This is a genomic window from Mycobacterium sp. (assembly GCF_049802695.1).
GTDB lineage: Bacteria > Actinomycetota > Actinomycetes > Mycobacteriales > Mycobacteriaceae > Mycobacterium.
In genome coordinates this window covers 1-18722 of the sequence record NZ_JBARMY010000239.1, presented here as the reverse complement: position 1 = coordinate 18722, position 18722 = coordinate 1, and the positions used below count along the sequence as shown (strand labels likewise).

At 67.5% G+C, this 18722-nt stretch carries 18 protein-coding genes; 13 read left to right on the top strand and 5 right to left on the bottom strand.

All coding sequences use genetic code 11. The features are described from left to right. From argC to argH, 9 genes are all read left to right on the top strand, one after another. Nucleotides 1-622 (top strand): N-acetyl-gamma-glutamyl-phosphate reductase (gene argC, locus WA317_RS09710; protein ID WP_425172827.1); only part of this gene is annotated, 622 nt, incomplete at its 5' end. After that, nucleotides 619-840, top strand: a complete 222-nt coding sequence (locus WA317_RS09705; protein WP_425172826.1) for a hypothetical protein — start codon at nt 619-621, stop codon at nt 838-840. The genes argC and WA317_RS09705, both read left to right, overlap by 4 nt. Next, nucleotides 837-2048 (top strand): bifunctional glutamate N-acetyltransferase/amino-acid acetyltransferase ArgJ, encoded by a 1212-nt coding sequence (gene argJ, locus WA317_RS09700; protein WP_425172825.1) that lies wholly within the window; start codon nt 837-839, stop codon nt 2046-2048. Before WA317_RS09705 ends, argJ begins: the two co-directional genes overlap by 4 nt. Beyond that, nucleotides 2045-2938 (top strand): acetylglutamate kinase, encoded by an 894-nt coding sequence (gene argB, locus WA317_RS09695; RefSeq protein ID WP_425172824.1) that lies wholly within the window; start codon nt 2045-2047, stop codon nt 2936-2938. The genes argJ and argB overlap by 4 nt, the downstream gene beginning before the upstream one ends. Next, the gene (locus tag WA317_RS09690) at nt 2935-4146 is read left to right on the top strand and encodes an acetylornithine transaminase (RefSeq protein ID WP_425172823.1); all 1212 of its coding nucleotides are present in this window, start codon (nt 2935-2937) and stop codon (nt 4144-4146) included. The genes argB and WA317_RS09690 overlap by 4 nt, the downstream gene beginning before the upstream one ends. Then, a complete protein-coding gene (gene argF / locus WA317_RS09685; RefSeq protein ID WP_425172822.1) occupies nt 4143-5069 on the top strand; it encodes an ornithine carbamoyltransferase in 927 nt (308 codons plus the stop codon). Before WA317_RS09690 ends, argF begins: the two co-directional genes overlap by 4 nt. Nucleotides 5070-5118: 49 nt before the next feature. Further along, complete coding sequence (locus WA317_RS09680; RefSeq protein WP_425172821.1) at nt 5119-5619, top strand: arginine repressor; 501 nt, start codon at nt 5119-5121, stop codon at nt 5617-5619. A gap of 15 nt (nt 5620-5634) precedes the next feature. Then, nucleotides 5635-6855: an argininosuccinate synthase gene (locus WA317_RS09675; protein WP_425172820.1), complete on the top strand. Its 1221-nt coding sequence runs from the start codon at nt 5635-5637 to the stop codon at nt 6853-6855. Then, on the top strand, nt 6852-8276 hold the full coding sequence (argH, locus tag WA317_RS09670; RefSeq protein ID WP_425172819.1) for an argininosuccinate lyase: 1425 nt from the start codon (nt 6852-6854) through the stop codon (nt 8274-8276). The genes WA317_RS09675 and argH overlap by 4 nt, the downstream gene beginning before the upstream one ends. A 9-nt stretch (nt 8277-8285) precedes the next feature. Here argH and WA317_RS09665 read toward each other — a convergent pair whose 3' ends face one another. Next, nucleotides 8286-9479, bottom strand: coding sequence for a tetratricopeptide repeat protein (locus WA317_RS09665; RefSeq protein WP_425172818.1), 1194 nt, complete (start codon nt 9477-9479; stop codon nt 8286-8288). Nucleotides 9480-9591: 112 nt separating this feature from the next. After that, nucleotides 9592-11385 carry an ABC-F family ATP-binding cassette domain-containing protein gene (locus WA317_RS09660; RefSeq protein ID WP_425172817.1) on the bottom strand — a complete coding sequence of 598 codons (1794 nt, stop codon included), beginning with the start codon at nt 11383-11385 and terminating at the stop codon, nt 9592-9594. A gap of 206 nt (nt 11386-11591) precedes the next feature. Here WA317_RS09660 and WA317_RS09655 point away from each other — a divergent pair, with 206 nt between their 5' ends. Together WA317_RS09655 and WA317_RS09650 are read left to right on the top strand one after the other, a co-directional pair. Beyond that, nucleotides 11592-14561, top strand: a complete 2970-nt coding sequence (locus WA317_RS09655) for an acyl-CoA synthetase (RefSeq protein ID WP_425172816.1) — start codon at nt 11592-11594, stop codon at nt 14559-14561. An 11-nt stretch (nt 14562-14572) separates the two neighbouring features. Continuing rightward, nucleotides 14573-14797 (top strand): Trm112 family protein, encoded by a 225-nt coding sequence (locus tag WA317_RS09650; protein WP_425172815.1) that lies wholly within the window; start codon nt 14573-14575, stop codon nt 14795-14797. On the opposite strand, the gene WA317_RS09645 is transcribed toward WA317_RS09650, so the two are convergent. The 3 genes from WA317_RS09645 to WA317_RS09635 are packed head-to-tail and all read right to left on the bottom strand — an operon-like array spanning nt 14763 to nt 16904. After that, on the bottom strand, nt 14763-15383 hold the full coding sequence (locus WA317_RS09645; RefSeq protein WP_425172814.1) for a TetR family transcriptional regulator: 621 nt from the start codon (nt 15381-15383) through the stop codon (nt 14763-14765). The genes WA317_RS09650 and WA317_RS09645 overlap by 35 nt on opposite strands. 4 nt (nt 15384-15387) lie before the next feature. Then, a complete protein-coding gene (locus WA317_RS09640) occupies nt 15388-16206 on the bottom strand; it encodes an ABC transporter permease (RefSeq protein ID WP_425172813.1) in 819 nt (272 codons plus the stop codon). Further along, entirely contained in the window at nt 16140-16904 is a 765-nt protein-coding gene (locus WA317_RS09635) for an ABC transporter ATP-binding protein (RefSeq protein WP_425172812.1), read from the bottom strand. Before WA317_RS09635 ends, WA317_RS09640 begins: the two co-directional genes overlap by 67 nt. A 186-nt stretch (nt 16905-17090) precedes the next feature. Between WA317_RS09635 and WA317_RS09630 the strand changes: the two genes are divergently transcribed. Together WA317_RS09630 and tyrS are read left to right on the top strand one after the other, a co-directional pair. Then, on the top strand, nt 17091-17702 hold the full coding sequence (locus WA317_RS09630) for a DNA-3-methyladenine glycosylase (RefSeq protein ID WP_425172811.1): 612 nt from the start codon (nt 17091-17093) through the stop codon (nt 17700-17702). Nucleotides 17703-17756: 54 nt separating this feature from the next. Further along, nucleotides 17757-18722: tyrosine--tRNA ligase (tyrS, locus tag WA317_RS09625; RefSeq protein ID WP_425172810.1), on the top strand; the 966-nt coding region annotated here is incomplete at its 3' end.

Here is an 18722-nt window from a genome sequence, read left to right as displayed (position 1 = left end):
GCTGACCGGCGCGCGCCGGATCGCGGTGCCCGGCTGTTATCCGACTGCGGCGCTGCTGGCGCTGCTGCCCGCGATCGCCGAAGACCTCGTCGAGCCTGCGGTCAGCGTGGTCGCCGTCAGCGGCGTATCCGGGGCGGGTCGCACCGCCAAGCCCGAGCTGCAGGGATCGGAAATTATCGGATCAGCGCGGGCCTACAGCATCGCCGGCGCGCACCGGCACACCCCCGAGATCAAGCAGGGCCTGGAAGCGGTGACCGACCGCAACGTCACGGTGTCGTTCACCCCGGTGCTGATCCCGACGTCGCGCGGCATCCTGGCCACCTGCAGCGCGCGCACCCGGTCGCCGCTCTCGCAGCTGCGCGCCGCATACGAAAAGCATTACGACGGCGAGCGATTCGTGTACCTGCTGCCGGACGGGCAACTGCCCCGCACCGGCGCGGTGATCGGCAGCAACGCCGCACACGTCGCCGTCGCGGTGGATGAGGACGCCGAGGTGTTCATCGCAATCGCCGCGATCGACAACCTGGTGAAGGGTACCGGTGGCGCCGCAGTGCAGTCGATGAACCTCGCGCTGGGCTGGCCGGAGACCGAGGGGCTCTCGGTGGTCGGGGTTGCGCCGTGACACGCGCCGACGACGATGATGCCGGCGCAGCCGGGATCGAGGAGTGGCGCATGACACCCGCCGACGACGATGATGCCGGCGCAGCCAGGATCGAGGAGTGGCGCATGACACCCGCCGACGACGATGATGCCGGCGCAGCCGGGATCGAGGAGTGGCGCACGACACCCGCCGACGACGATGATGCCGTCGTAGCCGGGATCGAGGAGTGGCGCATATGACACCCGACGACGACTTGCCGTTGGTGCGTGCTCAGGGCGTCACCGCCCCGGCCGGCTTCCGTGCGGCGGGTGTGGCTGCCGGACTCAAGGTGACCGGCAACCTCGATCTCGCGCTGGTCTTCAACGAGGGCCCGGATTACGCAGCCGCCGGAGTGTTCACCCGCAACCAGTTCAAGGCGGCTCCCGTGCTGTGGACACAGCAGGTGCTGACCACCGGCCGGCTGCGCGCGGTGATCCTAAATTCCGGCGGCGCGAACGCTTGCACCGGGCCGGCGGGTTTCCAGGACACCCACGCCACCGCGGAGGCGGTCGCGGGCGCATTGTCGGAGTGGGGCACCGAGACCGGGGCGATCGAGGTCGCGGTGTGCTCCACCGGGCTGATCGGCGACCGGTTGCCGATGGACAAGGTGCTCGCCGGTGTCGGCGAGGTGGTGCACGAGCTGGCGGGCGGCCTGACCGGCGGTGAGGACGCCGCCCGCGCGATCATGACCACCGACACAGTGCCCAAACAGGTTGCGCTGCACCACCCGGACAACTGGACTATCGGCGGGATGGCCAAAGGTGCCGGCATGCTGGCGCCGTCGCTGGCCACCATGCTGTGCGTGCTCACGACCGACGCGGTCGGCGAGGCGAACGCCCTCCAGACCGCGCTGCGCCGCGCCACCGCGCTGACGTTCGACCGGCTCGACGTCGACGGGTGCTGCTCCACCAACGACACGGTGCTGCTGCTCGCGTCCGGAGCCAGCGAGATCTCACCCGAGCAGCACGAACTCGACCACGCGGTGTGGCGGGTGTGCGACGACCTGTGTGCGCAACTGCAGGCCGACGCGGAAGGTGTCACCAAATGCATCACGGTGACGGTGACCGGCGCCGCCACCGACGACGACGCCGTGACCGCCGCCCGCGTCGTCGCCCGAGACAGCTTGGTCAAGACCGCTCTGTTCGGCTCCGATCCGAACTGGGGGCGGGTGCTCGCCGCGGTCGGTATGGCGCCGGTTCGCCTGGACCCAGAGCGGATCACCGTATCGTTCAACGGTTTCGATGTGTTCGCCGGCGGCGCCGGGGTACCGGGCGCGCGCGAGGTGGACCTGTCGGCCGCCGACATCGAGCTCATCGTCGACTTCGGTCTCGCCGCCGGCCGGGCCAGCATCCGGACCACCGACCTGTCCCACGGCTACGTCGAAGAGAACTCGGCCTACAGTTCATGAGGGCCGCTTCGTCAACCAGCGCCTTGCCGACACGAGTTAAAGCCCGAGTGCTGGCCGAGGCGCTACCCTGGCTCAAGCAGCTGCACGGCAAGGTCATCGTCGTGAAATACGGCGGCAACGCGATGACCGACGGCGTCCTGCGCTGCGCGTTCGCCGCCGACATGGCGTTTCTGCGTAACTGCGGCATCCATCCCGTGGTGGTCCACGGGGGCGGACCGCAAATCAGCGCGATGCTGCAGCGGCTGGACATCCGGGGCGACTTCAAAGGCGGTTTCCGGGTCACCACACCCGAAGTGCTCGACGTGGCGCGGATGGTGTTGTTCGGTCAGGTGGGTCGGGAGCTGGTGAACCTGATCAACGCGCACGGACCCTACGCGGTGGGGATCACCGGCGAAGACGCCCAACTTTTCACCGCTGTGCGGCGCAGCGTCACCGTGGACGGTGTGACGACCGACATCGGTCTGGTCGGTGACGTCTCCAAGGTCAACACCGCAGCAGTGCTCGATTTGATTGCGGCGGGCCGTATTCCGGTGGTGTCCACACTCGCGCCGGACATCGAGGGCGTGGTGCACAACATCAACGCCGACACCGCCGCCGCGGCGCTGGCCGAAGCGCTGAGAGCCGAGAAGCTGCTGATGCTCACCGACGTCGAAGGCCTGTACGCGCGCTGGCCGGAGCGTAATTCGCTGATCACTGAAATCGACACCGTCGCTCTGTCGGAGCTACTGCCGACCCTGCACACCGGGATGATCCCGAAAGTCGAGGCGTGTCTGCGCGCGGTGTCAGGTGGGGTGCCCAGCGCGCACGTCATCGACGGCCGCGTCGAACACTGCGTGCTCGTCGAGTTGTTCACCGACGCGGGCACCGGGACAAAGGTGGTAGGACCGTGACGCGAGTGAGCACGAACACCGAGCTTCAGCAGCGGTGGTCGAGCGTGATGATGAACAACTACGGCACACCGCCGCTGGCGCTGACCGGCGGAGACGGTGTGGTGGTCACCGACGCCGACGGCAAGTCCTATCTGGACCTGCTCGGCGGCATCGCGGTCAACGTCCTCGGCCACCGGCATCCTGCCGTCATTGACGCGGTTACCCGGCAGCTGTCGACGCTGGGCCACACCTCCAACCTGTATGTCACCGAACCGGGCGTCGCGCTGGCCGAAGCGCTGGTCGAGCTGCTGGACGCCGACGCGCAGACCCGGGTGTTCTTCTGCAACTCCGGCGCCGAGGCCAACGAGGTGGCCTTCAAGTTGTCCCGGCTGACCGGTCGCACCAAACTGGTTGCCGCGCAAGAAGGTTTCCACGGCCGCACCATGGGTGCGCTGGCGCTGACCGGTCAACCGGCCAAGCAGGCGCCGTTTGCGCCGCTACCCGCCGATGTCAGCCACGTGCCCTACGGCGACGTCGACGCGCTGGCCGGTGCCGTGGGCGACGACACCGCGGCGGTCTTCCTGGAACCGATCATGGGGGAGTCCGGTGTCGTGGTCCCACCGGACGGCTACCTCGTCGCCGCCCGGGAGATCACCGCAGCGCACGGCGCGCTGCTGGTGCTCGACGAGGTGCAAACCGGGATGGGTCGTACCGGCACCTTTTTCGCGCATCAGCAGGAGGGCATCACCCCGGACGTTGTGACGCTGGCGAAGGGGCTCGGAGGCGGCCTGCCGATCGGGGCCTGCCTGGCTGTGGGACCGGCCGCCGACCTGTTCACCCCGGGCCTGCACGGCAGCACCTTCGGCGGCAATCCGGTGTGCGCCGCCGCAGCGCTTGCGGTGCTGCACGTGCTGGCCGCCGACGACCTCGTCAAACATGCCAGGACTGCCGGGAAAACGTTGCGGCACAACATCGAAGGGCTCGGCCACCCGCTCGTCGACCACGTCCGGGGTCGCGGACTGTTGTGCGGCGTGGTGCTGAGCGCCCCTCGCGCGAAAGAGGCCGAAGCCGCCGCACGCGACGCCGGATACCTGATCAACGCGCCGGCTGCGAACGTGATCCGGTTGGCCCCGCCGCTGATCATCGCCGAGCACGAACTCGATGCGTTCGTCAACGCGCTGCCGGGCATCCTCGATGTCGCCGCCGAAGCAGGAGGTGGCCTATCATGACCCGGCACTTTCTGCGCGACGACGACCTGTCGCCGACCGAGCAGGCCCAGGTTTTGCAGCTGGCCACCGACCTCAAGAAAGACCCGTTCAGTTGCCGGCCGCTCGAAGGACCCCGCGGCGTCGCGGTGATCTTTGACAAAAACTCGACGCGTACCCGGTTCTCCTTCGAGGTCGGCATCGCCCAACTCGGCGGTCACGCCGTCGTCGTCGACGGGCGCAGCACGCAGCTGGGTCGCGACGAGGCGCTGGGTGATACCGCAAAAGTGTTGTCGCGGTATGTGGACGCCATCGTGTGGCGGACATTCGGCCAGGACCGGCTGACGGCGATGGCGGCCGGCGCGACGGTGCCCGTCGTGAACGCATTGTCGGACGAATTCCACCCGTGCCAGGTGCTCGCTGACCTGCAGACGATCGCCGAGCACAAGGGAGCGCTGACCGGGCTGCGGATGTGCTATCTGGGTGACGGCGCCAACAACATGGCGCATTCGCTGCTGTTGGGCGGCGTCACCGCCGGCATGCACGTCACGGTCGCCGCGCCGCCGGAGTTTTCCCCGGATCCGTCGGTGATCACCGCCGCCGAGCAGCGCGCGGCGATCACCGGTGCGTCGGTGGCCGTGACGGCCGATCCGCACCAAGGCGTTGCCGGTGCCGACGTGGTGGTGACCGACACGTGGACCTCGATGGGCCAGGAGACCGACGGGCTGGACCGGCTGGGCCCGTTCCGGCCGTTCCAGGTGAACACCGCCCTGCTCACCCTGGCCGACCAGAAAGCCGTTGTGCTGCACTGCCTTCCCGCGCACCGCGGCGATGAGATCACCGACGAGATCATAGACGGCCCGCGCAGTGTGGTGTGGGACGAAGCCGAGAACCGGCTGCACGCGCAGAAGGCGCTGCTGATGTGGCTCTTGGAGCGGTCGAAATGACCCCGCGCCGCCGACGATGCAGAGCAAAGCGATGAGGAGGAGCGGCGCTATGAGCCACAGCGGCTCGAAGAACGCGCCGGAAGTCACCCGGGCCGGCCGGCAGGCGCGCATCGTGGCGGTCCTGTCTTCGGCGGCTGTGCGCAGCCAAGGTGAACTCGCCGCGTTGTTGGCGGCCGAAGGCATCGATGTCACCCAGGCGACCCTGTCACGGGACTTGGAAGAACTCGGCGCGGTGAAGCTGCGCGGCGCCGACGGCGGAGTCGGGGTCTATGTGGTTCCCGAGGACGGCAGCCCGGTGCGCGGGGTCGCCGGCGGCACCGCACGACTGTCGCGGCTACTGGGCGAACTGCTGGTGTCCACCGACTGCAGCGGGAACCTCACGGTGCTGCGCACGCCACCGGGCGCCGCGGACTACCTGGCCAGCGCGATCGATCGGGCCGCGTTACCCTACGTCGTCGGCACCATTGCCGGAGACGACACCATCTTCGTGCTGGCGCGCGAGCCGATGACCGGCGCCGAGCTTGCAATCGCCCTCGCGAACCTGACGTGACAAGGAGATAGGTGCATGTCCGAACGCGTCATCCTGGCGTACTCCGGCGGTCTGGACACCTCGGTGGCGATCAGCTGGATCGGCAAAGAGACCGGCCGGGAGGTCGTTGCCGTCGCGATCGACCTGGGCCAGGGCGGCGAGGACATGGCGGTGGTGCGCCAGCGCGCGCTGGACTGCGGCGCGGTCGAAGCGGTCGTCGTCGACGCGCGCGACGAATTCGCCGAGGGCTACTGTCTGCCGACGATACTGTCCAACGGTCTCTACATGGATCGCTATCCACTGGTTTCGGCGATCAGCCGGCCGCTGATCGCCAAACACCTGGTCGCAGCGGCACGCGAACACGGCGGCAGCACCGTCGCGCACGGGTGTACCGGCAAGGGCAACGATCAGGTGCGGTTTGAGGTTGGATTCGCTTCGCTCGCACCGGATCTGGAGGTGCTGGCGCCGGTCCGTGACTATGCCTGGACCCGGGAGAAGGCAATCGCCTTCGCCGAGGAGAACGCCATCCCGATCAACGTCACCAAACGGTCACCGTTCTCCATCGACCAGAACGTGTGGGGCCGGGCCGTGGAAACCGGCTTCCTGGAACACCTGTGGAACGCCCCCACCAAGGACGTCTACGCCTACACCGAAGACCCGACCGTCAACTGGAGCACTCCCGACGAGGTGATTGTCGGCTTCAACCAAGGTGTTCCGGCGTCGATCGACGGCAGGGAATTGTCGGTGCTGCAGGTGATCGAGGAACTCAACCGGCGCGCCGGTGCGCAGGGGGTGGGACGCCTCGACGTCGTCGAAGACCGGTTGGTGGGGATTAAAAGCCGCGAAATCTACGAGGCGCCAGGGGCAATGGTGCTGATCACCGCGCACACCGAACTCGAGCACGTCACCCTGGAGCGTGAGCTGGCACGGTTCAAGCGCCACACCGACCAGCGTTGGGCCGAGCTGGTTTACGACGGTATGTGGTACTCACCGCTGAAGACCGCGTTGGAGACCTTCGTGGCCAAGACGCAAGAGTACGTCTCCGGTGAGATCCGCTTGGTCCTGCACGGCGGGCACATCGCCGTCAACGGACGCCGCAGCGCGCAGTCGCTGTACGACTTCAACCTGGCCACCTACGACGAGGGCGACAGCTTCGATCAATCCGCAGCCCGCGGGTTCGTCTACGTGCACGGTCTGTCGTCGAAGTTGGCCGCCCGCCGGGATTTACCCGTCGAGCCGGGGGAACCACCGGCTTGAGTACCAACCAGGGGTCGCTGTGGGGCGGGCGGTTCGCCGACGGTCCCGCGGATGCGCTGACCGCGCTGAGCAGATCCACCCACTTCGATTGGGTACTGGCGCCTTACGACATCACCGCCTCGCGTGCGCACGCGCGGGTGTTGTTCACGGCCGGTCTGCTCACCGCCGAACAGCGCGACGGACTGCTGGCCGGGCTGAACGAGCTTGCCCAGGACGTCGCCGACGGCAGTTTCGCCCCGCTGGCCAGTGACGAGGACGTGCACGGTGCACTCGAGCGTGGGCTGATCGAGCGCGTCGGCCCGGACCTGGGTGGGCGGCTGCGGGCCGGGCGATCGCGGAACGACCAGATCGCCACGCTGCTTCGAATGTGGTTACGCGACGCGGTACGTCGAGTCGCCGCCGGTGTGCTCGACGTGGTCGACGCACTGGCCGGCCAGGCCGCGGCCCACCCGACTGCCATCATGCCGGGCAAGACGCATCTGCAGTCGGCGCAGCCGATTCTGCTGGCGCACCACCTGCTCGCACATGCCCACCCGTTGCTGCGCGACGTCGACCGGATCGTCGACTTCGACGATCGCACAGCGGTTTCCCCGTACGGTTCGGGTGCGCTGGCCGGCTCGTCGCTGGGCCTGGATCCGGATGCGATCGCCGTCGAGCTGGGTTTCTCGGCGGCGGCGGACAATTCGATCGACGCGACGGCCGCGCGGGATTTCGCCGCAGAGGCCGCGTTCGTGTTCGCGATGATCGCGGTCGACCTGTCGCGGCTGGCCGAGGACGTCATCATCTGGAGCTCGACCGAAGTCGGCTACGTCCGTCTGCACGACTCGTGGTCGACCGGCAGTTCGATCATGCCGCAGAAGAAGAACCCCGACATCGCCGAACTCGCGCGCGGCAAATCGGGCCGCCTGATCGGCAATCTCACCGGTTTACTGGCAACGCTGAAGGCGCAGCCGCTGGCCTACAACCGGGACCTGCAGGAAGACAAGGAGCCGGTGTTCGACTCGGTGGCGCAGCTGGAGCTGCTGCTGCCGGCGATGGCCGGGCTGGTTGGCACGTTGACGTTCGACGTCGAGCGGATGGCCGCCTTCGCTCCAGCGGGTTACACACTGGCGACGGATATCGCCGAATGGCTTGTACGACAAGGCATTCCGTTCCGCGAAGCACATGAGGCAGCGGGTGCGGCCGTGCGTACCGCGGAGAGGCGCGGTGTCGGGCTCGACCAGCTGACCGACGAGGAACTGGCTGCGGTCAGCCCGGCACTGACTCCGCAGGTCCGCGATGTGCTCACCATTGAGGGTTCGGTGTCGTCACGCGACGCGCGCGGCGGCACCGCGGCGGTTCAGGTGGGCAAGCAACTGGATCTGGTTCGCCACAGGACCGGTCAGCTGCGGCAGCGGTTGCGGCCCGGACTGGTCGACTAACGACTGGGGTCAGTCGCCCACCCTGAGCAGTGAGTGCGCGGCTTGAGTGAGTGAATGCTCTGCTCCGAGAACGGCGCCGCACTCCGCGACCAGCGCTTCGGCGCGGACCCGGGCGGCGTCGAGCCGGCAGCCCCGTCGTAGCAGATCGGCCAGCTCGAGGCGGCGCGTCAGCGAAGCTTCGGACGCTGGCCCCGACTCTCTAGTTGCCTGTGCCACCAGCATTTTGGCCTGTACCACGGTATTCATCAGTTCGGCCAGTCCGTAACGGACCTCGTCGGTGTTTTCCGCCGAGTCCGGCTGGGCCCGGTAGTCATCGAGAAACTGTCGCCAGGCGGTCCGTTGGTCCTGCAGGGTCTGCCGACCGGTGATGGTCAGCTGATTGTGCTCGCCAAGCGCCCGCATCTCGTCGTCGACGAGGACCTCCCAGTCAGAGACCTGTTCGAGAAGGTCTTCGCCGCCGGGTGTCAGCCACAGCGCCCGGGTGTGCCGGGCCAACAACGTGTGCTGGTGGTCATAGCCCAGCACAGCCGTCAGTAACGGAATGAGCCGGTCGAATTCGGTCACCGCGGCGGCGGCGTCTCCGGCCTCGCCCACACAGACCGTGGCCGTGAGCTGCACGGCCAGACTCTCCGGGTGCTGATCGCCGAGCGTTCGCCGGATGCCGGATGCCGCGGCGATCAGCTCGTCGCGGGCACCGATCCGGTCGCCAAGCTGTCGTCGCAGCTCGCCGATCTGGTGGCGGGCGCCGAGCGTCGAATGGTGTTCGGGTCCGAACACCCGTTGCTCGTCGCCGTAGAGCGCCACCCACACTGGCAGCGCTTCAGCCGGGGTCATCCCGAGTGCCGAGTCGCCGCACGCAAAGATGTGGCGAGCCGCCAGTGTGCTCGGGTGATCCGAACCCAGCACCTGCGTCGCGGTGGGAATCAGCTCCCGCACGGTCTTCAGCGCACTGGAGACGTCACCGATGTTCAACCGCCAACCGGCCAGCAGCACCGCGATGATCAGCGTGTCGGGGTGGTGTTCGCCTGCCGTTTCGGTCAGGGCGGTCAGCAGTTGAGTGCCCAGCTGCATGGCATTGTGCAGGTCGCCGGCGATTGCGCTGGCCATCGCCTCTTCTTGCAGCGCGCTCAGCGACAAGGCGCTGGACGACGGTTCGGCCGCATCTGAGCTGAAATTCGTTGCTTGCGAACTGGTTTCGCTCATAACGCGACCGGCACGGCACTGGGATACATAGCCGTATCAGCTTACCGCGCATCGTGGCCGGCTCACTGCACAAGTTGTGACTGCTTGTGCAGTAATCGAGTTGGCGCGCGATTCAGTCACCGCTGTGGCTGTCCACCCGCTCCGAGATTCCCAGCCAGCGATCCTCCAGTGTGGTGACCTCGTCTGTGAGGGCCCGCAATTCCCGCGTAAGCCCCGTCAGTCCGACATGGTCGGACTGGTCGTGCTCGGCGATTTGCAGGTGTTTGTCCGCGATCTGGTCGGCCAGCCGCGTCAGGCGCCGCTCGACAGCGGTCATCTCCTTTTCCGCGGCGCGCAATTCTGCGCCCGAGACGGTCGGCGGCTTGCCGGCAGCAGTGGGTGCTCGGGCGGTATGGCCGCCGGTGTCGTCGGCTGCCAGCCGCAGGTACTCGTCTGTGCCACCGGGCAGGTGCCGCAGTCGGCCGTCGAGGATCGCGTACTGCTGATCGGTGACGCGTTCCAGGAAGTAGCGGTCATGCGAGACGACGATCAGCGTGCCCGGCCAGGAGTCCAGCAGGTCTTCGGTGGCGGCGAGCATATCGGTGTCCACGTCGTTGGTCGGTTCGTCGAGGAGCAGCACGTTCGGTTCGGTCAGCAGCGAGAGCATCAGTTGCAGCCGGCGGCGCTGACCGCCGGAGAGTTCGCCGACGCGTGCCGAAAGCTGTTCGCGGGCGAACCCCAGCCGTTCCAACAGCTGAGCCGGGGTGACGTCGCGGCCATCTACCTGGTATCCGGCTCGCAGTCGGCCGATGACGTCGGCGACCCGATCGTCGGCCATTGGCGCCAGCTGGTCGCCCTGCTGGTCGAGCATCGCCAGCTGCACCGTCTTGCCGCGCTTGACCCGCCCGCTCTCGGGCTGGACGGCGCCGGTGATCAACGCCAGCAAGCTCGACTTGCCCGCGCCGTTAGCGCCAACGATGCCGGTGCGTTCACCGGGGCCGATACGCCACTCGACGTCGCGCAGCACGGGCCGGCCGGCGAACGACACCGACACGTCGAGCAGATCGATGACGTCTTTGCCGAGCCGCGCGGTGGCCAGCTTCGCCAGTTCGACGGTGTCACGCAGCGGCGGCATCTCGGCGATCAGCTGATTGGCGGCGTCGATCCGGAACCTCGGCTTCGAGGTGCGTGCCGGTGCGCCGCGGCGAAGCCAAGCCAGCTCCTTGCGCATCAGATTCTGCCGCTTCGCCTCTGCCACGGCTGCCAGCCGGTCCCGCTCCACACGCTGCAGCACATAGGCCGCGTACCCGCCGTCGAACGGCTCGACGATCCCGTCGTGCACCTCCCATGTGGTGGTCACCACCTCGTCGAGAAACCAGCGGTCGTGCGTCACAAGCAGCAGCCCGCCGGTGTTGCGGCTCCACCGTTGCCGCAGATGGCCGGCCAGCCAGGTGATGCCTTCGATGTCGAGGTGGTTGGTCGGCTCGTCGAGGGCGATGACATCCCAATCACCGACCAGTAGCGTTGCCAGCTGCACCCGTCGTCGCTGCCCGCCACTGAGAGTGGCAATCGTTGCCTCCCAAGGGATGTCGGAGACTAGGCCGTCCACTACCTCGCGGATCCGCGGGTTGGCCGCCCACCGATGCTCGGCCTGATCGCCGACCAGAGTCCACCCCACGGTGCGCCGGTCGTCGAGAGTGTCGGACTGGCTCAGCTCGCCCACTCGCAAACCACTGCGCCAGGTCACCCGGCCCGAATCCGGGCGTAACCGGCCGGTGAGCAGACCCAGCAGACTGGATTTGCCGTCGCCGTTTCGTCCGACGACGCCGATCCGTGCGCCGTCGTCAATGCCCAGGCTCACCGACTCGAAGATGACTTGGGTCGGATACGCCAGGTGGATGGCCTCAGCCCCCAGCAGGTGCGCCACCGGGTCGAGGCTAGCGGTGATCGCGAGCGTGGCGGAGCCGGGCGTGGCGGGTCACCGCCCAACGACCGGCGGTGATCGCGAGCGCGGCGGGTCACCGCCCAAACGACCGACCGCGTCGCGGCATCCAAAGCCCTCGGCGTGGGTCAGGGGATGTGCCATGATGTGAACGCTGCCAGGGCAAATGCAGCAGGGGTTTAGGAGCAGCGGTGGATCTCAACTTTTCGGCGGTCACCCGGCCCGTCGAGCGTCTGATGGCCACGGCGCAGAACGGGCTGGAAGTCCTGCGGCTGGGCGGACTGGAGACCGGCAGCAAACCGTCGCCATCCCAGATTGTCGATAGCGTGTCGATGTACAAGCTCCGGCGGTACTTTCCGCCGGACAGCCGCCCAGGGCAGCCCCCGGCCGGTGCGCCGGTGCTGATGGTGCATCCGATGATGATGTCGGCGAACATGTGGGACGTCGCCGCGGACGAAGGTGCGGTCGGGATTCTGCACGGCGCCGGGTTGGACCCGTGGGTCATCGACTTCGGCTCACCGGACAAGGTCGAGGGCGGTATGCGCCGGAACCTGGCCGACCACATAGTCGCGCTCAGTCAGGCGATCGACTCGGTGAGCGACGCCACCGGGCACGACGTGCACTTGGCGGGGTACTCGCAGGGCGGAATGTTCTGCTATCAGGGCGCGGCGTACCGGCGCTCCAAGAACGTCGCCAGCATCGTGACATTCGGTGCGCCGGTAGATACTTTGGCCGCGCTGCCGATGGGTATTCCGGCCAACCTGGGTGCGGCCGCGGCGAATTTCATGGCAGATCACGTCTTCAACTGGCTGGATATCCCAAGCTGGTTGGCGCGCACCGGCTTTCAAATGCTGGACCCCATCAAGACCGCCAAGGCCCGGCTCGACTTCGTGCGCCAACTGCACGACCGCGAGGCGCTGCTGCCGCGTGAACAGCAGCGCCGGTTCCTCGAATCCGAAGGCTGGATCGCCTGGTCGGGTCCGGCGGTGTCCGAACTGCTCAAGCAGTTCATCGCGCACAACCGGATGATGACCGGTGGTTTCGCCATCAACGGGCAACTGGTCACGCTGAACGACATCAAATGCCCGGTGCTGGCCTTCGTCGGCGAGGTCGACGACATCGGTCAGCCTGCATCCGTGCGCGGCATCCGACGCGCGGCACCGAACGCCGAGGTCTTCGAATACCGGCTACGCACTGGGCATTTCGGCCTGGTCGTCGGTAGTAAGGCGGCAGAACAAACCTGGCCGACGGTGGTCGACTGGGTGCAGTGGATCTCCGGCGGTCAGGACAAGCCGGCGGGCATCGAGGTGATGGCCGATCAGCCGCCCGAACACACCGACAGCGGTGTCGCGCTGCGCTCGCGGGTCAGCCACGGTGTGGTCGAGGCGTCCGAGGCGGCGCTGGCACTTGCCCGCGGTGCGGCCGACGCCATCCTCGCGGCCAACAAATCCGCGCGGACCATAGCGGTGGAAACCGTTCGCACGCTGCCTCGGCTGGCCCGGTTGGGCCAGATCAACGACCACACCCGCATCTCGCTGGGCCGGATCATCGGCGAACAGTCGCACGACGCACCCAACGGTGAATTCTTCCTGTTCGACGGCCGGGTGCACACCTATGCGGCCGTCAACCGCCGCATCGACAACGTGGTGCGCGGCCTGATCCACGTCGGGGTGCGGCAGGGCGAGCACATCGGCGTGCTGATGGAAACCCGGCCCAGTGCGCTGGTCGCCATCGCCGCGCTGTCGCGCCTGGGTGCCGTTGCCGTGCTGATGGCGCCCGACACCGATCTGGCCGCTGCGGCCCGCATCGGCAAAGTCAGCGAAATAATCACCGATCCGACGAACCTCGAGACCGCCAGCCAGTTGCCAGGCCACGTGCTGGTGCTGGGTGGCGGCGAGTCGCGTGACCTGCATCCGCCCCAGCACGCCGACGTCATCGACATGGAGAAAATCGACCCGGACGCGGTCGAGCTTCCGGCGTGGTATCGGCCGAACCCCGGTCTGGCGCAGGACTTGGCCTTCATCGCGTTCACTTCGGCCGGTGGCGAACTGGTCGCCAAACAGATCACCAACTACCGCTGGGCGTTGTCGGCGTTCGGAACCGCCTCGACCGCGGCGCTGGGCCGCGGCGACACCGTCTACTGCCTGACGCCGCTGCACCACGAGTCGGGGCTGTTGGTCAGCGTCGGCGGCGCGGTGGTCGGCGGTGCGCGCATCGCATTGTCCCGCGGATTGCGACCGGACCGGTTCCTCGCCGAGGTACACCAGTACGGCGTCACCGTCGTCTCCTACACCTGGGCGATGCTCCGCGAGGTCGTCGACGATCCCGCCTTCGTCTTCCACGGCAACCATCCGGTGCGGTTGTTCATCGGCTCGGGGATGCCGACGGGGTTGTGGCAGCGCGTCGTCGACGTGTTCGAGCCCGCACAGGTCGTCGAGTTCTTCGCCACCACCGATGGACAGGCGGTGCTGGCCAACGTTTCCGGCGCCAAGATCGGCAGCAAGGGCCGCCCGCTGCCGGGAGCCGGCAACGTCGAACTGGGCGCCTACGACGACCACCACGACCGGATACTGGAGACCGACCAAGGTTTCGTTCAAGTGGCCGACGTCAATGAGGTCGGTGTGCTGTTGGCCAAGCCCCGCGGACCGATCGATCCGACCGCCTCGGTCAAGCGTGGCGTTTTCGCGCCCGCCGACACCTGGATCTCCACCGAATACCTGTTCCGTCGCGACGCCGACGGGGACTTCTGGCTGCTGGGCAGGCGCGGGTCAGTTGTCCGCACCGAGCGCGGCGTCGTCTACTGCGAGCCCATCACCGATGCCTTAGGCAAGATCCTGTCGGTCGACCTCGCGGCGACATATGCGGTGTCGCTGCGGGGCCGGCCGTTGACGGTGTCAGCGGTGACCTTGCGGCCGGGCGCGACGGTGACAGCAGCCGATCTGACGGAGGCTCTCGCCGACCTGCCGATCGGGGTGGGCCCCGACATCGTGCACGTGGTCCCCGAGATCGCGCTGAGCGCGACCTACCGACCCACCATCAGTGCCCTGCGCGCAGCCGGCATCCCCAAGCCGGGGCGCCACGCCTGGTGGTTCGACGCGGAAAGCAACCAGTTCCGGCGCCTGACGGGCGCGGTGCTGACCGAGCTGTCCGGCACGCAGTGAAGGACGTGGCGATGATCGACCAAACGCTGTTGAACATCCTGGTCTGTCCGGTGGATCGCGGCCCGCTGCTGCTGGTCGATCGAACCGGCGGGGGGGTGCTGTACAACCCAAGGCTGCGTCGCGCCTACCGCATCGACGACGGCATTCCGGTGCTGTTGGTCGACGAGGCGGTCGAGGTGGGCGATCAGGAGCACGCTGAGCTCATGGCGCGGGCCAGTGAGGCAGATCCCCGGTGAGATAACGCTGCAGGTTCGGTGCGATCGTTTCGGCGATCTGCTCGGCGGGCAGCGACGCGAACGGCTCCAGCTCGAGGATGTAGCGCGCCATTACCACGCCCACCAACTGGGTAGCAACGAACTCGGCCCGTAGGATCCCCGAACCGGTCGGATCGTCGACCCTGGCGGCGATCTCAGCGACGATGATCTCGCGGAAAAACGACCGCACCAGATCGACTTCGGGACCGGTGAGAATCGATCGCAACGTGGCGATCAAAGCCGGCCCGAGTTTCGAATCCCATAGTGGCAGCAGCACCGACGGCAACTTCAACCCGAGTTCGTCGACCGGCGTTGCGCGCAGCGGGCCGAGCACTTCCATCGGGTCGATCGGCAACTGCAGAGCCGCGCCGAACAGCTGCTGTTTTGTTCCGAAGTAGTGGTGCACCAGCGCCGAATCCACATTCGCGGCAGCCGCTACCGCCCGTATTGACGTGTTCTCGAAACCATTGCGGGCGAACAACTCCCGGGCGCAGGTCAGGATCTGCTCGCGGGTGTCGGAGCTGCCCGGCGGCCGCCCGGGCCGTTTCCGTTCGCGGTTGCCGCTCAACGGGTTACGACGTCCTGCGCCGCAGCGTCACTGCAGCCAGGCACAGCGCCACGATCGCGAAGCCCAGCACCACGAGCATGTCGCGAATCGCAGTGTCCGTCAGCTGCGGATGGGTGGCCACCTGCTGTAGTGCCTCCAATGCGTAACTGGCGGGCAAGATGTCGCTGATCCACTGCAGCCACGTCGCCATCAGGGCCCGGGGAGTGATGATGCCGGCCAGCAGGAACTGCGGGACCAACACCAATGGGATGAATTGCACGGCTTGGAATTCGGTGCGAGCGAACGCACTACACAACAGGCCCAACCCGACGCCCAACACGGCGTTGATGATCGCGATGATGAACACCCATACCGGGCTGCCCGCGGTGTGCAGACCCAACAGCCAGAACGACACCGCGCAGGCCACCGACGCCTGCACGGCGGCGGCGACCGAGAACGCTGTCCCGTAGGCGAGCAGCAGGTCCAACCGGCGCAGCGGAGTGGTCAGGATCCGCTCCAGGGTGCCCGAAGCGCGCTCACGCTGCATGGTGATCGACGTGATGATGAACATCACGAACAGCGGAAACAGACCCAACAGGATCAGGCAGGCGGTGTCGAACGGCGACGACGTGCCCGGACGGTGCGGGGCGTCCTCGAACATGAAGTACATCAGCGTGATGACCAGCACCGGCACCAGCAGGATCATCGCGACGCTGCGGCGGTCGGACGCGACCTGTCGCAGGATTCGCGCGGTAGTGGCGGTGTACGCGTGCGGTGCTATCCGGCTTGACGCGCGGTGCTGCGTCTGATGATGGACAGAAACGCTTCCTCCAGCGACGTGCATCCGGTGTCCTCTCGCAGTCGGGTCGGGGTGGTGTGCGCGATCAGGTGCCCGTCGCGCATCAGCAACAGGTCGCCGCAGTTGTCGGCTTCGTCCATGACGTGACTGGACACCAGCAGCGTGGTGCCGGCCTGGGCGAGGTCGCGGAACTGCTCCCACAGGTCTGCCCGCAGTACCGGGTCGAGTCCGACCGTCGGCTCGTCGAGCACCAGCAGCTGTGGTCGGCACACCAGCGCACAGGCCAGTGACGCTCGGGTGCGCTGGCCGCCGGACAGGTTGCCGCAATAGGCGGTGCGGTGGTCGCTCAGGCCGACCCGCTGGATGGCGTCCTCCGCGGCGCGCGAGTCGAATCCGTACAGGGACGCAAAATAACGGACGTTATCGATGATTCGCAGGTCGTTGTAGATCGTCGGGTCCTGCGGCATGTATCCCACCTGTTGGCGCAGAGCGGCTGATCCGGCCGGGCGGCCCAGCACCGTGACGACGCCTGAGGTCACCAGCTGGGTGCCGACGATGCAACGCATCAACGTGGTCTTGCCGCAGCCGGACGGCCCGAGCAGCCCGGTGATGGCGCCGCGGTCGATTCGCACGGAGAAGTCATGGAGGGCAGAACGTTTTCCCCGGACAACACGCAAGTGCTCGATCTCGACGACCGGTCTTGCACCGGCTGACGCTAATTCACCGTCCGATGAACTCATCATGTGATGAATATCCGCTTTCAGCGCCGTGCTGTCAATGGCTGGGCTTGCGATCACCCCTGTCGGGTTCGGTGGTGACCCGCTGCGCCCAGCTGCGCTGGGCTTGCGATCACCCCTGTCAGGTTCGGTGGTGACCCGCTGCACCCAGCTGCGCTGGGCTTGCGATCACCACAGGGCAGAATCTGTGCGGTGAAGGCGGACGAACTGGCGGTCGACCCGCTCGCCGCCGCCCACCGATTACTCGGGGCCACCCTGGCGGGCCGCGACGTCACTGCCGTCATCGTCGAGGTCGAGGCCTACGGCGGCGGGCCCGACGGGCCGTGGCCGGACGCCGCAGCGCACTCTTACCGGGGTCGCAACGGTCGCAACGCGGTGATGTTCGGATCCGCCGGACGGCTGTACACCTATCGCAGTCACGGGATTCATGTGTGCGCCAACGTCTCGTGCGGTCCGGACGGAACGGCGGCCGCCGTGCTGCTGCGGGCCGGGGTCATCGAGACCGGTCTGGATGTGGCACGGTCACGGCGGGGCCCCTTGGCGCCCGGCATTGCCCTGGCACGTGGACCCGGTAACTTGTGCTCGGCGTTGGGAATTGCTCTGTCAGACAACGGTATCGACCTGTTCGCCCCCGCCAGCCCGGTGCGGCTTACGCTCAACGACACCGCCGCCGGAGTGGCCGGGCCCCGGGTGGGTGTCAGTCAGGCCGCCGACCGGCCCTGGCGGCTGTGGCTGCCGAGCCGACCGGAGGTGTCCGCTTACCGGCGCAGCCCCCGCGCGCCCGCGCCGGGAGCCAGCGACTAATTACCCGGCGGTCGCCCGGCACCGCGACGCGCAGGTGCGAGAAGATCTATCACTGTGGGCACCCAGGCTTTCAAGTCTCGCAGCATCCTCGACGAGCTGAGCTGGCGTGGCCTGATCGCCCAGTCCACCGACCTCGACGCGCTGGCCGCCGAGCTGATCCGCGGGCCGGTGACGGTCTACGCCGGCTTCGACCCCACCGCGCCCAGCCTGCACGCCGGACACCTGGTGCCGTTACTGGCGCTGCGACGGTTCCAGCGCGCCGGTCACCGCCCGCTCGTGCTGGCCGGCGGCGCGACCGGCCTGATCGGTGACCCACGCGAGAGCGGTGAGCGGATGCTCAACAACGACGACACCGTCCTGCAGTGGACCGAGCGCATCCGCGGTCAACTGGAACGCTTCGTCGACTTCGACGACTCACCGACCGGCGCGATCGTCGAGAACAACATCACCTGGACAAGCGCTATGTCGGCGATCGAACTGCTGCGCGACGTAGGCAAACATTTCTCAGTCAACGTGATGCTCGACCGCGACACAGTCCGCCGGCGGCTGGAGGGCGACGGGATCTCCTACACCGAATTCAGCTACATGCTGTTGCAGGCCAACGACTTCGTCGAGCTGCACCGCCGCCACGACTGCGTGTTGCAGATCGGCGGCTCCGACCAGTGGGGCAACATCATCGCCGGGGTACGGCTGGTGCGCCAGAAGCTCGGTGCCACCGCGCACGCGCTGACGGTCCCACTGGTGACGGCCGCCGACGGCACCAAGTTCGGCAAGTCCACTGGCGGTGGCAGCTTATGGCTGGACCCAGATCTCACCAGCCCGTATGCCTGGTACCAGTACTTCGTCAACACCGCCGACGCCGACGCTGTGCGCTACCTGCGCTGGTTCACCTTTCTTTCCGCCGAGGAGCTGGCCGAGCTGGAGGAGGCGACGGCGTCACGCCCGCACGAGCGTCGCGCGCAACGCCGGCTCGCCCGGGAGCTGACGACGCTGGTCCACGGCGAGGCGGCCACCGAAGCC

Excerpts from the sequence above, each read along its gene's own strand:
- argJ (WP_425172825.1), top strand. The coding sequence starts at position 837 with ATGACACCCGACGACGACTTGCCGTTGGTGCGTGCTCAGGGCGTCACC.
- argB (WP_425172824.1), top strand. The coding sequence starts at position 2,045 with ATGAGGGCCGCTTCGTCAACCAGCGCCTTGCCGACACGAGTTAAAGCC.
- argF (WP_425172822.1), top strand. The coding sequence starts at position 4,143 with ATGACCCGGCACTTTCTGCGCGACGACGACCTGTCGCCGACCGAGCAG.
- WA317_RS09680 (WP_425172821.1), top strand. The coding sequence starts at position 5,119 with ATGAGCCACAGCGGCTCGAAGAACGCGCCGGAAGTCACCCGGGCCGGC.
- WA317_RS09675 (WP_425172820.1), top strand. The coding sequence starts at position 5,635 with ATGTCCGAACGCGTCATCCTGGCGTACTCCGGCGGTCTGGACACCTCG.
- WA317_RS09665 (WP_425172818.1), bottom strand. The coding sequence starts at position 9,479 with ATGAGCGAAACCAGTTCGCAAGCAACGAATTTCAGCTCAGATGCGGCC.
- WA317_RS09650 (WP_425172815.1), top strand. The coding sequence starts at position 14,573 with ATGATCGACCAAACGCTGTTGAACATCCTGGTCTGTCCGGTGGATCGC.
- WA317_RS09640 (WP_425172813.1), bottom strand. The coding sequence starts at position 16,206 with ATGCACGTCGCTGGAGGAAGCGTTTCTGTCCATCATCAGACGCAGCAC.
- WA317_RS09635 (WP_425172812.1), bottom strand. The coding sequence starts at position 16,904 with ATGATGAGTTCATCGGACGGTGAATTAGCGTCAGCCGGTGCAAGACCG.